The sequence below is a fragment of the Sphingobacterium sp. UBA6645 genome (assembly GCF_002455685.1).
GTDB classification, from domain to species: Bacteria; Bacteroidota; Bacteroidia; order Sphingobacteriales; family Sphingobacteriaceae; genus Sphingobacterium; species Sphingobacterium hotanense.
Window position 1 is genome coordinate 59,206 of the sequence record NZ_DKLH01000025.1, and the last position, 17,870, is coordinate 77,075.

A 17,870-nucleotide genomic window follows, 5' to 3' on the forward strand; every position below is an offset into this window, starting at 1 on the left:
ATATTATTACAGGGATTAAACTTTATAAATATAATCTATACAACAATTCTAACTTAATCGGTCATCTTTTTATATTTTGCACCCATCGTCTATGGAAATACTGCAAAAAATCGTTGATAATATCTATAAGTTGGTTTGGTCGGATTTATTGGTTTACCTCTGTCTTTTGACAGGAACCTATTTTACAATTCGTTTCCGATTGCCTCAATTGCGCTACCTCAATGAAATGATTCGTCTATTATTCTCGGGTAAAGCATCGTCAAAAGGCATTTCATCTTTTCAAGCTTTTTCCTTGGCAATATCTGGCCGGGTAGGAACAGGAAACATTGCCGGAGTAGCAACAGCCATAGGGATGGGTGGCCCAGGAGCAATATTTTGGATGTGGGTCATAGCCTTTGTTGGGAGTGCCTCAGCCATTGTCGAGGCCACATTAGGTCAGCTATATAAACAAGAAATTAATGGCGAATATCGAGGCGGTCCAGCTTATTATATTCACTATGGCTTGAAAAACAAAACTTTTGCTAAAATTTTTGCAGTTGTAACCATCGTAAGCACAGGCTTCCTATTACCTAGCGTCCAATCAAACAGCATCGCTGTAGCCATGGATACTGCATTTGGCACTTCAGGATTTGTAACCGCTGGGATATTAATTATTCTCATGGGACTCATTATAGTTGGAGGGGTAAAACGCATTGGGAAGGTTTCTGAATTGGTCGTTCCTTTTATGGCAGGTATTTATATTTTAATGGCACTCGTGATCATTGGCATCAACTATCAAGAAATTCCATCCGTATTTTCTCTGATTTTCCGATCTGCCTTCAGTTTGGACGCTACCTTTGGCGGTATCGTTGGCGCCGCCATTTCTTGGGGTGTAAAGAGAGGAATTTACAGTAACGAAGCTGGGCAAGGCACCGCACCTCACGCTGCTGCGGCGGCTGAAGTAGATCATCCCTTCAAACAGGGGCTTGTTCAAGGATTTTCGGTTTATGTCGACACACTGTTCGTATGTACGGCCACGGCCTTGATGATATTATTTACGGGGCAATACAACGTTCAGGGTGCAGATGGTAATTTTATCATTGAAAATTTGAAAGGTATTGAAATGGGCCCCACATTTACCCAAATGGCCGTTTCTCTCCACTTTCCGCTATTAGGGAGTTCTTTTGTAGCGATTGCCTTAGCATTTTTTGCATTTACTACCATTATGGCGTATTATTATATCGCCGAAACAAATGTTAACTTTCTATTCCAGGAACAAAAGAACAGCCTATATATTTGGGGATTACGCTTCTTGCTATTAGTTTCAATTTTCCAAGGCTGTATAACGACAGCATCTACAGCATGGCAATTGGGCGACATCGGTGTTGGGTTGATGGCCTGGCTCAACATGCTTGCAATTCTATTACTCCATAAAAAAGTGGTTCTTTTAGAACAAGATTATGCTATGCAAAAAAGCGTAGGTCAAAATCCTCGATTTTATAACAAAACTTATAATATACCGAATGTTCCTATTTGGGAACCTAAAAAATAAATTATGCCTCAATTGATTAACCTCAACGTATTTAAAAATTTCCTCCGTTCTAGTAATGCAGGAGGTACCTTGCTATTTTTCGCGGTCATTATTTCTATGATTGTAGCCAACAGCAGTTTTGCTCAACCTTTGCAACAACTACTTGATCGACAATTGGGATTTGAAAATGAGTCGATTCACTTGAAATATTCCATCCTCTTATGGATAAACGATGGATTGATGGCCATCTTCTTCCTAATGGTAGGGCTGGAAATCAAACGAGAAATTGTCGAAGGAGAACTATCTTCACCTAAGAAAGCCTCTCTACCCATATTGTGCGCATTGGGGGGAGCTGTTGTTCCAGCATTAGTCTATTTAAGCTTGAACGCCGGATCTGATACCACGTCGGGATGGGGAATTCCAATGGCGACAGATATCGCATTCGCTCTAGCCGTAATCAGTTTGCTCGGCAACAAGGTGCCAGCTAGTCTGAAAATATTCTTAGCTGCTTTAGCCATTGTTGACGACCTTATCGCGATTTTAGTCATTGCGTTTTTCTATTCGTCGGGTATCGAGACAACGTACCTTGGTTATGCCGCAATAGCATTAGCCGTATTAATCGCTATGAACAGACTAAACGTACAAAATCCTTACCTTTATTTAATTCCTGGGGTTTTTGTATGGTATTTTGTTCATCACTCGGGTATTCATGCAACTATAGCAGGTGTATTAGTAGCCTTGACCATCCCTACCAACGACACGGACATAGAATCACCGTTAGAACGACTGGAGCATGCATTGGTAAAACCGGTTAACCTTTTAATCATCCCTATCTTTGCCTTCGCAAATACAAATATTACCTTAGAAAGTTCTATGGTACAGGGCTTAACTTCATCTTTGGGATTGGGAATATCCCTAGGCTTATTATTAGGTAAACCTATCGGGATTTTACTCACCGCTTTTCTATGTCAAAAATTAAAGCTGTCTACATTACCCGAAAATTCAACTTGGAGACATATTCTTGGAGTTGGGTTATTAGCTGGTATAGGCTTTACCATGTCTATTTTTATCGCTTTACTATCCTTTGAATCTGTCATTCATATCGCGGAAGCAAAATTAGCAATTCTGCTCACTTCGCTGCTCGCGGGTGTTGTTGGATATTTAGTTTTGAGGTCTGGAAAAAACTGGAACGCTATCTCTAGAACCGCAATTAAATAAACGATAACTATTCAATCTAAGAAAAGAAAGTAATTCTCATTTTATTAATCATCGTTCTATAATCAATTGGGCGATGATTTTTTTATTATAAATAACAGTGAAAACACATTTTAACGCGAATAATTAAAGAAATGTTTAGGGATTTAATAAAGCGTATGTTGATTTTAGTTAAATAACGTGAGTTCGGTTTAATAATCTTTTGCAAAATATTCTGATCCTCATTCATGCGTTGCCCTGTTTGCTTTTTGAACAACAAATCAATAAACCTCTGCTGGCGTCGATGCCATTAAATCCTACCGCTCTTGGAGAACATATCAGTAAGAGAAGATTGGAGCTAAAACTGTTTCAAAAGGACGTAGCGGCAATATTCAATGTAAGCCACGACTGCGTTACATATTGGGAGAACAACAGAAGTGAACCTCAGATTCAATACTATCCACTCATTTTCGGGTTCTTGGAATACTTCCCATTTGAACTTGATACATCTACTCTCATGGGGAGGATAAAAGCTTATAGATATTTGAACGGGCTTAGTCAAAACCGATTAGCTAAGTTGGTAGGTGTTGACCCTTCTACAATCCTTGCCTGGGAAAATGGGAAAGGACGTGTGTCTGAAAGATTGAAGGTGCTGTTGGCGAGCTATGAATTTATTATAAATCATAAAGAAGTGGAAACCATAGAATAAATCGTAAAACTGTAAATAAAAAACTACAACTTAGGCGCCTTAGTAAAAAAAACCATCAATTACTTACGAATTCGGATACCTAAAACAATCAAAGGATGACTGTTAGCTTTAATACTGCGACATAGAAAAGTGTAAGTCTATGATTAGCACCAAGACAGGTATGCATAGCATTGCAGGTAAAAATGCGAGACGAACAAAAAGAGTTAACGAGCATTGGAACGGCTTTTTGAAGTTACATTTTATGTCAGCCTTTCGGCTCGGTCCCCTAGTGGAGCCGAAGACAGAGCCTGAGGCCCAAACAATTACAAAGGCAAATATTTAGGGTCCGTCCCTGTACATTCAATAATCCCTTGCAACAAACTCTGCCATACCACCTTGAAAAAAGGGTGATTTGGGTTTCGTTCGTAATCAACCTGAGCAACATGATACTTCCCATTTGCATCGGGATTGCTGTCATTGATAAAGAATTTGTTTGCTATAAAAGAAAGAATGCCTTTTTTGCCGGGTCCCTTTTCAGGATGCTTCAATACATCAACCTTAAGATGGTTGTAGTCAAACGTGAACTTCCCCCAGTTCTTCACATCGTTGCCATGCATATCAAAAGTAATCTTTTCAATATTTCCATCAGCCAATCTAATATTCAATAGCGGTTCCAAAATCCGGTTGTAAGCACCTACTTTCATAGCCGTCAAGCCCCCCTTATAAGAGTGATTGCCAGCCTTGCTGAGCATGTCAAAGGTGAAAAACGCACTCAAACGACCTTCCCCATAAATATTGCCCACCAAGTCTGCCGTCATAATCTTGTTTCTGCGCAAAACAGTTGTATCGTTGCTGACATTCTTCAATGTTCCCCAGATGTTTTTGAACTCTATTTTTCCTTCCCTAAAGTACTTATCGCTGATCTGTGCATAACCGAGGTCTATGCCACTTACTTTTACTGCCTTTACAGAAAATTGCAAGCCTACTTTCATGAACTGTTGGGCTGGCGATTGGCCTACCTTGGACACGTTCTCCAATTGATAGCGTTTGTCCTTGGAAAGATCAAAAACTCCACCGACAACATGAGCACTATCGGCCTCAAATAATTTGTCTGCCAATAGTTTCTGTATATTTATACCTGTAATCCATGTTGAATCCAGGTCCAGTTCTATCCTTGGTTTGTTAAGTTTGTCCTGTTTTGCAAAAGCCTCCAAGCTCAATGTAGGCTGCAAGCTCAACTTGGAAATCTGTGCATCCCGATTTTTTGAGCTGAACTTTAGGTCTTTGAAGCTAAAGGTATAGGGCGCTCCCTCCAAATTGGTCTTGAACCCCGGAATGTGCAATGAAATATCCTTGGAATACAGAAACCTCGTACTGTCAGTGCCCGAATGTTCATCAATCAGAAAATTGTCAACGGCTATGTCAACCCCCTTCACCTTTTTTGGTTTAGTACCTTCCTTGTTTAGGTCTGCAAGTTCCAAAGCAATGCCATTCGCTCGAAACTTATCTACTCCCAAAGACCTAAAACGATCTTTGATCATAGCATAAGAGTCTTTCTCTTCCTTTTCATTATATGGCCTATCCCGGAGTAGAACCTTCGCTTTCAAGGAATCCAAAGTAAAGGTTCCGATATCGATCTTCTTATTGACCAATATCCCCCATACACTGGCACCACTAATCGCCAAACGATCCGCCCTAGCTTCAAACCTAGTATTGGGTGCTTTTTTGGCGCTATCCAACTTTATATATGCGGTACTGTCATTTTTGAGAAGAATGTCTTTTAGTGTAAGGTTACCACCCACGATATCTAAGTCCAGATCACTGTACTCAATGCTGTAAAGTCCTTCGGAGGATTTGGTGATTCCTTCCTTCAGCTTCTTGTCCAACATGGCTTCCAATTTATAAGAAACAAAATATAGCCCCCCTAATATCAATAAAACCAAGGCGGCAAGGATGCCTACCCAGATTTTCCATCTGTGTGATTTTTGTTTGTTATCCATTAAATAAAGAACACATAAGGAAAGGGGATTGTTTTGTTGATAGCTCCCTGTTATTCAGCAGAATACCAGAGCTGAGAGTTTCAGAATACCAAGGTTGATAGATAGAGAGAACAAGGGTGTTGGCAAAACGCAAGTCATGGTTGGTGTCCTCACCAACCATGCATAGGAAATGTTTCGGTGATAATCTCATTTGGGCAAAAAATAGAAACTATATTTGGTTTTATAACGAGAATAACTTAATCCATCTTTTTTTAAGCTTCCAAAAAATGAAATCGGGTATAAATTGGATTACCTTAAGTACAACATTGGGGGAGGGGTACAATCCACCAATTTCACGTTCAATTCTTTTTCATTACTAAGGAATTTTAACTGTACTATTAAGTTCGACTCTATTATCAAAGAGCGATTCCCAACTAATGGATAGAACATTCCGTAGAATGGGATCTAGATGAACTTGAAATTAGAGAACGAGGATTGCTGTAGCGCACAATCACCCATCTGGCACATTGAGGCCAAGCACAGCAGATAGACCATTAAGTTGTTTTGTAAACAAAGGAAGCCTGTCCAAATTCATTTACAGAACTTTGACAGACTTCCATTTTAGAATAATTTTGGTATGTTTATTTAGCGGCTAAAACGTCCAATTTCTCAATAGATGGCGGATTAGCTAACAATTCAGGTGCATTTTCCATAAGCGCCTTTGCTATCTTACCACCAAGATGTGCTTGTCTGCCTTCTTCATCTGAAAATGTGTCATAAATGCCAAATGTAGAAGAGTCAATACGGAACGCATACCAAGTAATAGTCCCGGCTTCTTCATTAGCAAGTGGCAACGCATTTGTAATAAACTCTTCCACGTTTTTTTCTTTTCCAGCTTTTGCTTCTAGTCGAACTAATAATCCTAATTTTTTCATATCTTTTTATTTTTTTAAATTAAATATTTTTTTTAACAAATGTAGCTCATTTAAGTTTTTCAGACTTTTTTATTTGGTTCAAAAACTTAGGAAAAAAGGTCAACTACCGTTAAAACGTAGCCTTTGGGGATATCAATAAACCATCCGTTTCAAGTTTTCGGGCTTCTTTGATAAGTTGCACCACGATTTCCTTTAACTCCTTAATCTCACTTTCCTTTTCCGCTAAAATCTCGTCTTTTGTCCTGCTGACGTTCCATTGGTCTATCGAAGTGAGATGCTCAAGGAATGTCCTTAGCATCTTTTTCTGCTGTACGATGCTTTTGTGCTTGGATTTGGATTCCCGTTTATCGTCCGCCATGAGCTTACCCAGTTCATCGCTGACGATATCGTTCACGTGCCTGAAATACTCGATTTCGGTCGCTTCTTCGTTCTCCTTCAGAAAGAATTGCAGGTGATGCTCATAGTATGCGCAAAATTCGTCCTGTGTCCGCTCCTAGAGCCTTTTTAGGAAATGCAGGTCATAATGTCCTTTCCACCAAAAGAAAGGCATACCTATATCAAACTGACTTTCGCTTTTCCAAAACGCGGACGTCTGCGGAAATAAGTACGGTTTTTCATGGTCTCTATTTTTTGTAACAGATAAAAATACCATTAAAGCGTCCAATTGTAAAAAATAGGGGCGGTTTAACCTTTTACTTTTTCAAATAGCTTAACCAGTAATTCTGTCTTCTCATTTCTAGTCTTCAATGAACGTTCGCAGTAATTACTAATTTCTCAGCTGAGAAACTGTGAATTTTCCGGGTGCTATTTTTATCTGCAGCCATTGTCATATATCTTGGTCAAAAATCCTAGTTTTCGTGGATTGCATGCATTCGTACCCTACCGTAACTTTGAGAGTAAATATTTTAAAGATGAAAGAATGAAACACTTAGCTGCATCTATATTGATCACGATTTGTTGTTTTTTCCTCGGATGTTCCAAAGAGGAAAACAACGCCGGTGACAACCGAGCAGAGGGCCTATATCCCACGGAATTGAAAGGTACCATTTATTACGATTGGGCTACCGAAGGTATACTCAAAATAAGTTTGCCGGACGGGACGGGCGGATCGTTTATTCCCGACGACAGCAAACTCAACAACTTTGATATTTCACGGGATGGAAAGACGAAGCTGACGGTTGTTAACGCCAGCACTTTGGGACAATATGATGTCCGATTCACGATCAGCGATATCAATACAGGGGCCGTCGTTGAGGAATTTATCTATAACGGGCCTGGGCTCAGCGCTTATTGCAAGGGTCATCTCTCGCCGGATAACAGCTTGATTCTGGTCACCTCGAACGAAAAGGAAGACGGTATCACAGTTCTGAAAAGGAATGGTGAGTTTGTTTCCCGGATTGTGGATATCAATGGAGAACGGCTCGATTTTAATGTAAGTGCCCTATGGCTTCCGGACAACCATTTCCTCATGACCCATGGAGATTATATTATCCGTGTTGCTCCCCCATATACTTCCGGGACTTTGGTCAAGGAAATGGATTATGAAGATTGGGGTGAACTGGCGGTAGATCGGAATGGTACCCAGCTCGCACTACGGATCGCCAACCATATCCACACCATGGGTATCGATGGGTCCAATCTCAAGCAGGTGACCAACAGCAATTTTACGGAATCTGAGCCCGTATTCTCCCCAGATGGAAAATATCTGCTCCTTGGTAGTTACTATCGATATAGTGGCGAAGGCTTTGGACGATTATGGCAACTGAGCATCATCCCCAATGACGGCAGGCAGTACACTACAAATCCCGATGCAGAAGACAATTCACCGGGTGTGATTCCTGTCATCTGGAAAGGGAAAGAAAAAATCGAATCCGGTAGCGGACAGATGGTATGGAGGTAATTTAAATTAAATAGTGATGAAGAGAATAATGTTGTACATGGTGTCTATTCTTCTTTTGGGATGTGCCAAAGATGATGATCCAGCTCGGAAAAACGAAGATTTTAACAGCCTCTACGGCGGCATACCTTACAAAGGAACAGTCCAAGGACATATGTCGCTGGAAGGTAGCATATTAGGTCTTTCTGGAGATGGAACTATCGCTCTTATCGAGGACGTAAAAGATTCTGTATCCATTGTTTTTCTGGCGGACATCGACGATCTCGGCGAGATCAATATCAAGATACGTGGACGGTTCGATCGGGAGTCTTTTTATATGGAGAAAGAAAATTCCGATATATTTTTTAGAATTATGGATCAGACTATAAATGGAAAGTTTATCTCGGAAGCGCAGGATATGTCCTTCGACGGAAATTTGAGACGAGATAAGGGTCAAATGAAAATGGTCGCCATATTCAAACAGGAGACCGAGAGCTTTCCCGAGGGAACAAGATTGGAACTTAATTTTGATACCAGTCGCGAGATCACGGAAAATGACGACAGCGGATCTGGCTGTCAAATGCGCATGGTTCCGATATGGGGGCCTAACGGCATGACTATGGGTATGGTGCCCGATTGTTAGTTTGCGTATTTATCCGTAATTTCAAAACAATCACTGATTATATTCCAAATGACAGAGAGACTCGGATTGCTTGTTTTGTATTGCTTGTTTATAATAACAGCGGGATTTAGTCAGTCGAAAGACGACCTAAAACACTACAATGATAGTTTGTATCGACAAATCCAGCAAATACAAGAGCACGGACCAAAGGCACAGGCTTTATTCGATCTAAGTTTTTTTTGGTCAGACTACGATACAGCGAAGGCGTTTTCGTATATACGCGAAGCTGAGAATGTTTTAGGGGGAAGAGGTAATTCCCCGTATTATCGGGGATTGAATAGCTTTTACCGTGCCTCAGTCTATTTTGAGACCGATCCTGCCAAAGCCAAACAAAAATACATGGAGGCAGAAGGAAGATTGAAAGATGTAGGTGCAGAAAAACGTCTCGAGGCGTCACGTTTCCGCGCACGGTTATGGGGCAGCTATGGTGCTTTATTGCAACGCGAAGGAAAAGCACACGAGTATGTGGAAATTCTAATAGAAAAAGTCATTCCCTTAGCCAAAAGTATCGGAGACTCATCCTTATTAGGGAATAATTATCAGAATGTCGCCATGAATTTAATGAATTTAGGCGATTATAAAAATGCAGATGACTATTATAACAAAGCGCTGCAATTACTTAAAGGCAAGAAAGAGGCCTTGGAGGGGCGTTTCACACTATTTATCAATGCAGCACGCAATGCTTTGCTGCACAAAAATTATCGTAAGTCGGGTGAATTTATAGACAGCGCGGGTGTATTGGCTGTTCAGGTCCCGAATTCATCCTACATTCCTATATACCATGCTGTCTCGGGAAGTCACTGGGCGGCAGTCAAAAATCATGAAAAAGCAGATGCACATTTTGAAAACGGCCTCTCCGCAGCAAAGACACAGAGCAACGAGGATATGGTCGCAACCCTACTTTTTGATCAATTTACCGCCTATCAGATGAACAACCGATATGCCGCTGCAAGGGAAAAGTTGTTGGAAGTATTGCCTTATGTACAGCAGCAATCTTCTTTGCGAAACAAGCAGATGGTATATTACAATCTCGCTAGTATCGCGACTAGATTAAATCAATATCAAGAGGCTGTGAAATGGTATGAAGCACATAAAAGCGTATCTGACACCCTTTTTTCTGATCAAAGTCAAGCCCATATACAGGAATTGGAAAAAAAATATCAGACCTCGGAAAAAGAAAAAACTATTCTTCAGATAAAAACGGAAAATCAAAAACAGCAGCTTTCCCTACAAAACACGCGCCTGTTGGTCGGTGTTCTGTTGTTAACCAGTATTATATTGGCCGCAGTTGGTTATAGTTGGTATAATGCCTTGAAAAACAAAAAAAGATTAGCCACACACAAAGAAATGCTTTTACAGGAGGAGCTTAAAAACCACCGGCAGCAAGAAAAACTGAATTTGTATCATGCGATGCTGCAAGGACAGGAAAACGAACGCAGTCGAGTAGCTAGAGATCTGCACGATGGCTTAGGTGGAATGTTGGCAAATGTTAAATTGAAACTATCCGCAGTTGCCACCAATGTTGATAAACAAGACATTAATAAGGAATCCCATATGGAATTATACACCATTATCAATCAATTAGACCATTCGGTCAGTGAACTGCGCCGGGTGGCCCGTAATATGATGCCCGAGTCTTTATTGTACATGGGGCTGCAAGCGGCTTTGAAGGACCTATGCAATGCCATGAGCAATGCGGAATTAAAGATAGATTTCCAGACGACAAACATGAATGACAATTATCCGCAAGCTTTTCAAATCGCGGTGTACCGTATCGTGCAGGAGCTATTAACCAATGCTGTAAAACACAGCGGAGCTTCGCAGGTTTGGGTGCAATGTAGTGAAGAAGATGGGAAGTTTTTCATTTCGGTGGAGGACAATGGCCGCGGATTTGATGCCAGGAATGATCTATTTGAAAAAGAAGGTATAGGACTTTCTAATATCCGCAACCGCGTAGAATTATTAAATGGACAGTTTGATATCGATGCAACATTAGGTCGGGGAGCATCGTTTCATATTCAACTCGATATATATGGATAATGTTATCTCCGTCATTATTATTGACGACCATCCGTTGGTATTAAATGGGTTTGAGTTTATTCTAAATAGGAATGCCAATATCTTACTCAGAAAAACGTTTACCTGCGCTGCAGATGCTTTGAACTTTTTAATGACCGACCACATAGATGTCGTGCTGATGGATATCAATATGCCCGATATGAATGGAATCGACGCGACTGAAATTATACGAAAGTCCTACCCCGAGACACGGATAATCGCCATTAGCAATCTAAACGAAGGAAGTATTGCTTCGCGTATGATGCAGGCTGGCGCGGCCGGCTACCTCCTTAAGAATGTATCTGCAGAAGAACTGATAGAAGCTATACAGGCCGTATATGATGGTGAGCAGGTATTCAGCAAGGAGATGAACGATATATTGTCAGATAAACAGGATACCGTACCTAAAATCACGGAAAGGGAACGGGAAGTACTAGCTTTGATGGCAAAAGGATGTACCACACCAAAGATTGGCGAACTCATGTTTATCAGTCCGCTGACAGTCGAAAGTCACCGGCGGAATCTACTGCAAAAGTTTTGCGTGACCAATTCCGTATCCCTGATACACAGGGCAACGGAAATGAAATTCATCTAAAAACCATGCCATGCCTGGATAAACGAAGAGACCATAGATCAATCATTTTGAAACGCATAAAACGTATACGGAATATGAATGTTATGCAAGACACAAACCCGCATGAATCCGCCAGCTGGGGGGTGACAATTAAAAAAGTAAGTAATATACATATGAAAAGAACAGTCACTATCGCCCTAATTATGGGTGTGCTTCTAATGAGTTCCTGTAACAATTCCAACAAAGAAAACAAAGCGGGAGGTGAAACATCGGTAAAAAGGCCAGGGTTTCAACACACACTGTATACTCCCCGCCACGGAACGAAAGCGAACCTAAAAGTAGGGGATTTGATAGAGGCTGGCTTCAGCTCTAATTTCGGAGAGGGCTGAGATGCCATTTATATCTTTCTTGCCGCCACCTTGGATGCTGCCATTTGGGGCGCAGAACTTGCTTGTGGAATGGGAAAGGAAAGAATTTACGTAGTCGAGCCCACCGGGGCAATTGAAGACAATCCGGATCTAACAGACAAAAAAATTCCAGGGAATCCAACAAAATCTTACCGTTCGAAAGATTCCTTTAGAGTCGTTGGAGAGGTTGTTAATTGGCATGGGCATACTGTCGAGCAAGTTAAAGCAATGAAGTAAGCTCTTGCGAAAGTAAAGAGGGATGGAATCCGCTCTTTGAACGAGGATTAGAGCAAAGAGGGGCCGGTACGCTTCGCCTTAATTATTTAGACTTTTTTATTATTTGAGAATGTCTTTCTCAAGCCTGCTTTTATTTGTAAATTGCTTATGCTCTTAGCCATCCGATAAACTAAAGAGGTATTCGATGAAAGAAGATAAATTAGCGGTATTGATCGACGCGGATAATGTTCCTTATTCCAACGTGAAAGAGATGCTGGAAGAAATCGCGAAAAATGGGACTCCCACCATCAAAAGAATCTATGCGGATTGGACGACCTCCAGAGTTTCCGGGTGGAAAGGGGTGTTATTGGAAAATGCGATTACCCCAGTTCAGCAATACAGTTACACGACAGGCAAGAATTCTACCGATAGCGCGATGATCATTGACGCGATGGATATCTTGTATTCGGAAAAGGTTACTGGTTTCTGCATTGTTTCTAGTGACAGCGATTTTACGCGTTTAGCGACCCGACTACGAGAGGCTGGCATGCGTGTGATCGGCTTTGGTGAGAAAAAGACGCCACAACCTTTTATTTCGGCCTGCGACAAATTTATCTATTTAGAAATTTTGAAGGCGCCTGCGGAAAAGGTAGAGAAACCTTCAGCAAGGGCTACAACGGCGCGACGAGCGAATAAGGAAGAACCGATTAGCAAGGTGGACAAAGAAACCATTAGAATATTAACGGAAAGTGTGAATGATTTGGCGGATGAGACGGGATGGACTTTCTTAGCGCATCTAGGAAATTATATCCTCAAGAAGAAACCTGATTTCGACCCCCGAAATTATGGCTTCCAAAAACTATTGCCGTTGATAAAAGACACGAACAAGTTTGCTATCGATGAGCGTGATACCAATAACGAAAGCGTCAAGCATATCTTTATCAAACCGAAATGATTTAAAGTTGTAGAAAGCTTGCCTAAGCAAAAGTGTTTCATGGGAAGATTGGCTTTTAAAATATTGGTCTAACATATACTAGCTTTGTTAGTAGGTTACATAATTTTTTACATGACTTGCTCTTACTGGCTTCGCGCGGATAAAATTAATTGGACTTGAAGTTTACCTCGGTAGATTTCTTCATAAGCTAAACTTTGGTTCGCATCGGTTGCTGCATTGATTTGGAAGAATAGCGTATGATATTTTTGCGGCGTATGGGCATTGTCGTATAAAATTCATTCAAACATTTTCTTAGACAAGTTATGTTGAGAATCGGGACTGTATAGGAAAGCTTTTGAGAGAAGAATCGTAAACAGAGGACTTATGAAGCATTTCCAGTGTACAAAAGAATATTCTTCCAGATGAATAGCGACCTCAATGCATGGGACGAGATTTGTATCCATTTAAAGTTTAGAAGAGTTTGAAACCGAAACGCCATAGCTTCTTCACCTTCCTGCTAACATGAAATAGTACACCCGCTGTCGTTTGGATATAAGCGCTATCGAAGGAAAGCCACGCTATCGATTGTATCGAATGAGTATGTTTCCAGATGTAAGAATTCCAAGCAACGGTTCAAGTCGATTGACTCAGTGAAGAGAAATGAACTTATGAAGTATAGACCAAGTTAGTTTTTTATCCAACTTACCGCCTAACCAACAAATAGGCCAACCAAAACGCCAAGTTACTTTCGGCACCTTGGTTCTGATTTACCCCGTAAGATTCCAACCCGTCATAACAAGAACCTTCCACCGGGTTATATAAACTCCGTCCCATATCATTCTTTCCTAAATACCATAAAAACGCCATTTTTGCCTTATCCAACCAGACTTCTTTGCCATCCAAAGTATAGACCTCCTGATACAATAACATAATCGAGGGAACCTCAATAGGCTGCTGACCAAATATACTTGGCTTCTCGCCTCTTCTATACCAACCCTCATTACCAACAATCGAAAGATGATTCTTTCGAAATAATATTTTATCCAAAAAATTGAAACTTTCTAGACCGATTTCTTCCCAATCCTTTTTTCCAAGCAACCGGGAGGCGCGAATCAAACTCAAAGGAACAACCGCATTATCATAGGAAATTATCTCTTCATACCAATGCCAGTTGTCGGCCGCACATGCCTGATACTCATTTACCAAAAAAGTCGATAAATCCTGTAATTTCTCTAAATACTGTCCGTCATAGGGCTTGTAGGCTAGCGCGTCTACTAATCCCAAAATCAGATAAGCGACCGCTCTAACGGATCGAAAGCCTGAGAAGTGGGGTATGGAACGACTAAAAAGATCGAACGCTAATGGATGATAGGCCGAAAACCGTTCGTTGGCCAATAGCACACCTAAAGACCAAATACAGCGACCTATACTATCATCGGAGCCTACATCTTCGAGAAATCGAAGATCATAAGACATAAAATTACGAAACCTCCCGTCGTCCTGTTGGCAGTATGCGATAAACGAGAGGTAAGCTCGAAAAAGTGGATGTTCCAAAGTTGGATGACCATACTGATCCGCTAGTATGAATAAAAGCATTGCCCGGCAATTATCGTCCAGGCAATATCCATGTCTATAGTCAGGAATATTATATAAAGCATGCTGATAGATTCCTGTGGGGCTACTTATCTTCTCGATATATCGTAAATCTAAACGAGGTACCGCCTCGAAAAAGCGCTCAACTTCCTTATTTATCTCTTCTTTATTCAATATCTATAATACCTTTCTAGTTATTTGCTGTTCTACGTTGCGATTGCTGTTTTAGCGGGAGCAGCTGAGTAAATTCATTCTTAACCGTTAATGCTTTCACCACTCCGCTGCTTTCCCTAGGCACTAAGCTACGAATCAACTCAATCTGCTGTTTACCCACATTTGGCCAAGACATTTTCGTGCCATAGGCTAATGCACGATTTCTATAAGAATTCATTAATAATGGGTTGCTTAATAAGCGATTTAGACACTCTGCAAGCCCTTCAGAATCATTGAAATCAAATAAACAGCCGCGGTCATCGGCTAACAGATCTTTTGCATACCAATACGGTGTGGATAGGACTGCCGCACCCGCGCCTAAGGCAAAGGTAAGCGTGCCACTGCTCATCTGGTTTACATTCGGATAAGGCGTGACATAAATATCACATGCTTTTAAATAAATCTGCAAAAGCGCATCGCTCGCATACTTATTAACGAACATAACTTTACCGCTCAGACCAAGGCTGGCCGCCTGTCGTATCAATTCGTTTTTATAGCTTTCGCCTTCATGTCGCAAGACGTTTGGATGCGTCGCCCCCAGGATGATATACAAGAAGTTATCATCTTTAATCTTCGAAACGGCTTCAATCGCTACCTCATAGCCTTTACTTCTCCCCAACAGACCAAAAGATAACATCACGGTCTTTCCTTCCAAACCTAAATATTCTTTCGCCTCTTCTGCGGTTATTTGAAAATCCGGCACACCGTGAGGAATCAACTTGATCTTAGAACGAGGGATTTGATAGACGTTCGTTAAAACACGGATAGCGCGATCGGTCATCACCGTAATCTTGCTGCTCAACTCCGCTAATCGCATGATCACGCGCTTTTCATCGACTGATGGAGAATCCAACACCGTATGTAGATTACTGATAATAGGAATAGTAAGCTGCTCCAATAAAGGGAGAATGTAATCGCCGGCAGATCCTCCAAAAATTCCAAATTCATGCTGTAAAATACAGCAATCGTAGTCGCTTTGATTGATCCATTTGCCCGCAGACACATACTCTTCCTTTTCATGCTGCTGTACAGAATAGACCACCTGCTTCGGAAAGTTTTGTTCCGAGCCATTGGAAATAGCCATAATTTCCGCCTCTTTCCCGTTCTCAACTAATGATTTGTACAAATCATGACTAAATGTAGCAATTCCACATTGCCTCGGAAGGTAAGTTGCTATTATTAATGTTCTTTTCATGTAAGTCTTTGAATTAATACTTCTACAGCCAGTGCACCTAATGAACAAGCCAAATGGCTAAATGTTCGCTCTCCTCGCTTAAATATTAAATCATTCTGACAATGAACACTTTTATGGATTTCGATGTTATAACAAAACCTACTAAGTAAAATAACATGGGAATTACAATAACTCGAAAAAACATATTCTTTAAACCTAAACTGGATAGAGTGCTGGCGCGAAGATTCGTCTTATCGCCAGAACGCTCGAAAAAGATCATCAATCGGGTGTTGAGCATGTCAGAGACTGATAAGGAAAGCACACTTAATCAGATTCTTCGAAATTATGCCAGAAGACACCGCAGTATCATCAACATATTTGAAAGGAATTTTACGGCTGTCGATCCAATACTCAAGGAGCTGAAGATTAGCAAGCAGTCGCTTTCCGACGAGGAAAGACTATTGATAGGCTCGTACTTCACCATGGAATATTCCATCGAGGCAGCAGCCTATTTTAATCCGTCCATCGTGCTGTCGCCCGATCAGTCGCAGACGCATGAAGGAGAAAAAAGAATTATTATGAGCTTCAGAGCGGTGGGCGAGGGGCACCTTTCGTCAATCGTATTCCGGTCCGCCGTTATCGACAAAAACTTAGATATACATCTCGATGAAGTCGGTATATTATTGGATAAACCCAAGCATATTAAAAATCACCGCTACAGAAAAGCGGAATTCATCGAAAGGCTCGTTGATTTGCATCAGCCGGAAGAGCATGTGCAAAAGGTAATTGAAGACAAGCTGACGGACACATTTACCTACGACGAGTTGCAACGCTTCGTCAGGGAAATAAAAGAGGAACAGGAAGATTTAAGTTACGACAGTCAGATTCTAATGCAACAAATGCTGTGGTTAGCATCCTCGCATTATGAAATATCTTATTCCCGCGATACTTCTATCTCAGAACGGGTTATTTTCCCCATATCGGATACCGAGAAAAACGGAATAGAAGATGCTCGTTTTGTACAGTTTATTTCCGACAAAGGCAAAGCGACATACTATGCTACTTATACTGCGTATGATGGATATTCAATTCTTCCAAAACTATTGTCTACTAAGGATTTTGTTAACTTTAAAATACAGCCTTTAAACGGTAAAATCGCTAACAAGGGCGCAGCTCTATTTCCGCGGAAAATTAAGGGGAAATATGCTATGCTCTGCCGTGTAGATGGAGAAAATAGCTACGTGGCATTCTCCAACTCCCTCACCAATTGGCACGAGGAGATTAAGCTTGTCGGAGAACCTGAGTATCCGTGGGAATTTATTCAAGTTGGAAACTGTGGGTCTCCGGTAGAGACCAAAGAAGGATGGTTGGTCATTACCCATTCCGTAGGTCCTATGCGCGAATATTCCATCGGCGCTCTTTTATTGGATCTTGAAGACCCTACTAAAGTAATCGGAAAATTGAAAAAGCCGCTTTTGTTTGCCAATGAAACTGAGCGAAATGGTTATGTGCCAAACGTCCTGTATTCCTGTGGACAGATTATCCATAACAACCATCTGATATTGCCATATGCATACTCCGATCAAGAGTCAACATATGCAACGGTATGTTTGGATGAACTATTGAAAAATTTAGTGGATTAATAAATAAGGAAGGTGTCTAAAAAGGCACCTTCTTCTGTTTTATAGCTTTTGCGATTTCATTACTGTTTTCATTTTTGAGTTTTAAGCAGTAAGTCGATATTTGATAGTTTTAACGCTCCTGACGTCAATTTGTATTGTATATAGTGTTTTATCGCTATAACGATTCTCAAAGAAGACATCGTGTGGCAAGTTGT

General features: G+C 40.9%; 15 protein-coding genes and 1 pseudogene. 11 read left to right on the forward strand and 5 right to left on the reverse strand.

The features are described from left to right. Nucleotides 1-91: 91 nt before the first annotated feature. From B2400_RS04770 to B2400_RS04780, 3 genes are all read left to right on the forward strand, one after another. Complete coding sequence (locus B2400_RS04770; RefSeq protein WP_293931385.1) at nucleotides 92-1,531, forward strand: alanine/glycine:cation symporter family protein; 1,440 nt, start codon at nucleotides 92-94, stop codon at nucleotides 1,529-1,531. A gap of 3 nt (nucleotides 1,532-1,534) precedes the next feature. Continuing rightward, entirely contained in the window at nucleotides 1,535-2,728 is a 1,194-nt protein-coding gene (nhaA, locus tag B2400_RS04775; protein ID WP_293931388.1) for a Na+/H+ antiporter NhaA, read from the forward strand. A 280-nt stretch (nucleotides 2,729-3,008) separates the two neighbouring features. Next, a complete protein-coding gene (locus B2400_RS04780; protein ID WP_293931391.1) occupies nucleotides 3,009-3,413 on the forward strand; it encodes a helix-turn-helix domain-containing protein in 405 nt (134 codons plus the stop codon). Between the two features lie 302 nt (nucleotides 3,414-3,715). Here B2400_RS04780 and B2400_RS04785 read toward each other — a convergent pair whose 3' ends face one another. After that, nucleotides 3,716-5,392 (reverse strand): hypothetical protein, encoded by a 1,677-nt coding sequence (locus tag B2400_RS04785; protein WP_293931394.1) that lies wholly within the window; start codon nucleotides 5,390-5,392, stop codon nucleotides 3,716-3,718. A 473-nt stretch (nucleotides 5,393-5,865) separates the two neighbouring features. Between B2400_RS04785 and B2400_RS17850 the strand changes: the two genes are divergently transcribed. Beyond that, entirely contained in the window at nucleotides 5,866-6,027 is a 162-nt protein-coding gene (locus tag B2400_RS17850) for a JAB domain-containing protein (RefSeq protein ID WP_350319937.1), read from the forward strand. Here B2400_RS17850 and B2400_RS04790 read toward each other — a convergent pair. Together B2400_RS04790 and B2400_RS04795 are read right to left on the reverse strand one after the other, a co-directional pair. Continuing rightward, nucleotides 6,013-6,306 carry a putative quinol monooxygenase gene (locus B2400_RS04790; protein ID WP_286650758.1) on the reverse strand — a complete coding sequence of 98 codons (294 nt, stop codon included), beginning with the start codon at nucleotides 6,304-6,306 and terminating at the stop codon, nucleotides 6,013-6,015. The two genes, B2400_RS17850 and B2400_RS04790, sit on opposite strands and share 15 nt — an antisense overlap. Before the next feature lie 109 nt (nucleotides 6,307-6,415). Further along, nucleotides 6,416-6,700 (reverse strand): hypothetical protein, encoded by a 285-nt coding sequence (locus tag B2400_RS04795; protein ID WP_293931397.1) that lies wholly within the window; start codon nucleotides 6,698-6,700, stop codon nucleotides 6,416-6,418. A gap of 525 nt (nucleotides 6,701-7,225) precedes the next feature. Between B2400_RS04795 and B2400_RS04800 the strand changes: the two genes are divergently transcribed. The 6 genes and pseudogenes from B2400_RS04800 (at nucleotide 7,226) to B2400_RS04830 (ending at nucleotide 13,074) form a co-directional block, all read left to right on the forward strand. Further along, the gene (locus B2400_RS04800; RefSeq protein WP_293931400.1) at nucleotides 7,226-8,206 is read left to right on the forward strand and encodes a TolB family protein; all 981 of its coding nucleotides are present in this window, start codon (nucleotides 7,226-7,228) and stop codon (nucleotides 8,204-8,206) included. A 16-nt stretch (nucleotides 8,207-8,222) separates the two neighbouring features. Next, complete coding sequence (locus tag B2400_RS04805; protein WP_293931403.1) at nucleotides 8,223-8,825, forward strand: hypothetical protein; 603 nt, start codon at nucleotides 8,223-8,225, stop codon at nucleotides 8,823-8,825. A gap of 48 nt (nucleotides 8,826-8,873) precedes the next feature. Beyond that, nucleotides 8,874-10,904: a sensor histidine kinase gene (locus B2400_RS04810; protein WP_293931405.1), complete on the forward strand. Its 2,031-nt coding sequence runs from the start codon at nucleotides 8,874-8,876 to the stop codon at nucleotides 10,902-10,904. Continuing rightward, nucleotides 10,897-11,517, forward strand: a complete 621-nt coding sequence (locus B2400_RS04815; RefSeq protein WP_293931408.1) for a response regulator transcription factor — start codon at nucleotides 10,897-10,899, stop codon at nucleotides 11,515-11,517. The genes B2400_RS04810 and B2400_RS04815 overlap by 8 nt, the downstream gene beginning before the upstream one ends. Before the next feature lie 278 nt (nucleotides 11,518-11,795). Further along, nucleotides 11,796-12,140, forward strand: a pseudogene (gene arr, locus B2400_RS04825) (NAD(+)--rifampin ADP-ribosyltransferase). A 184-nt stretch (nucleotides 12,141-12,324) separates the two neighbouring features. Further along, entirely contained in the window at nucleotides 12,325-13,074 is a 750-nt protein-coding gene (locus B2400_RS04830) for an NYN domain-containing protein (RefSeq protein ID WP_293931413.1), read from the forward strand. Between the two features lie 681 nt (nucleotides 13,075-13,755). Here B2400_RS04830 and B2400_RS04835 read toward each other — a convergent pair. Both B2400_RS04835 and B2400_RS04840 read right to left on the reverse strand, forming a co-directional pair. Then, complete coding sequence (locus B2400_RS04835) at nucleotides 13,756-14,820, reverse strand: hypothetical protein (protein WP_293931415.1); 1,065 nt, start codon at nucleotides 14,818-14,820, stop codon at nucleotides 13,756-13,758. Nucleotides 14,821-14,836: 16 nt separating this feature from the next. Continuing rightward, nucleotides 14,837-16,054, reverse strand: coding sequence for a glycosyltransferase family 4 protein (locus tag B2400_RS04840; RefSeq protein WP_293931418.1), 1,218 nt, complete (start codon nucleotides 16,052-16,054; stop codon nucleotides 14,837-14,839). A 155-nt stretch (nucleotides 16,055-16,209) separates the two neighbouring features. Here B2400_RS04840 and B2400_RS04845 point away from each other — a divergent pair, with 155 nt between their 5' ends. Further along, entirely contained in the window at nucleotides 16,210-17,676 is a 1,467-nt protein-coding gene (locus tag B2400_RS04845) for a glycoside hydrolase family 130 protein (protein WP_293931421.1), read from the forward strand. Nucleotides 17,677-17,870 lie beyond the last annotated feature (194 nt).

Excerpts from the sequence above, each read along its gene's own strand:
- B2400_RS04770 (WP_293931385.1), top strand. The coding sequence starts at position 92 with ATGGAAATACTGCAAAAAATCGTTGATAATATCTATAAGTTGGTTTGG.
- nhaA (WP_293931388.1), top strand. The coding sequence starts at position 1,535 with ATGCCTCAATTGATTAACCTCAACGTATTTAAAAATTTCCTCCGTTCT.
- B2400_RS04780 (WP_293931391.1), top strand. The coding sequence starts at position 3,009 with ATGCCATTAAATCCTACCGCTCTTGGAGAACATATCAGTAAGAGAAGA.
- B2400_RS04785 (WP_293931394.1), bottom strand. The coding sequence starts at position 5,392 with ATGGATAACAAACAAAAATCACACAGATGGAAAATCTGGGTAGGCATC.
- B2400_RS04790 (WP_286650758.1), bottom strand. The coding sequence starts at position 6,306 with ATGAAAAAATTAGGATTATTAGTTCGACTAGAAGCAAAAGCTGGAAAA.
- B2400_RS04800 (WP_293931400.1), top strand. The coding sequence starts at position 7,226 with ATGAAACACTTAGCTGCATCTATATTGATCACGATTTGTTGTTTTTTC.
- B2400_RS04805 (WP_293931403.1), top strand. The coding sequence starts at position 8,223 with ATGAAGAGAATAATGTTGTACATGGTGTCTATTCTTCTTTTGGGATGT.
- B2400_RS04810 (WP_293931405.1), top strand. The coding sequence starts at position 8,874 with ATGACAGAGAGACTCGGATTGCTTGTTTTGTATTGCTTGTTTATAATA.
- B2400_RS04815 (WP_293931408.1), top strand. The coding sequence starts at position 10,897 with ATGGATAATGTTATCTCCGTCATTATTATTGACGACCATCCGTTGGTA.
- B2400_RS04830 (WP_293931413.1), top strand. The coding sequence starts at position 12,325 with ATGAAAGAAGATAAATTAGCGGTATTGATCGACGCGGATAATGTTCCT.
- B2400_RS04840 (WP_293931418.1), bottom strand. The coding sequence starts at position 16,054 with ATGAAAAGAACATTAATAATAGCAACTTACCTTCCGAGGCAATGTGGA.
- B2400_RS04845 (WP_293931421.1), top strand. The coding sequence starts at position 16,210 with ATGGGAATTACAATAACTCGAAAAAACATATTCTTTAAACCTAAACTG.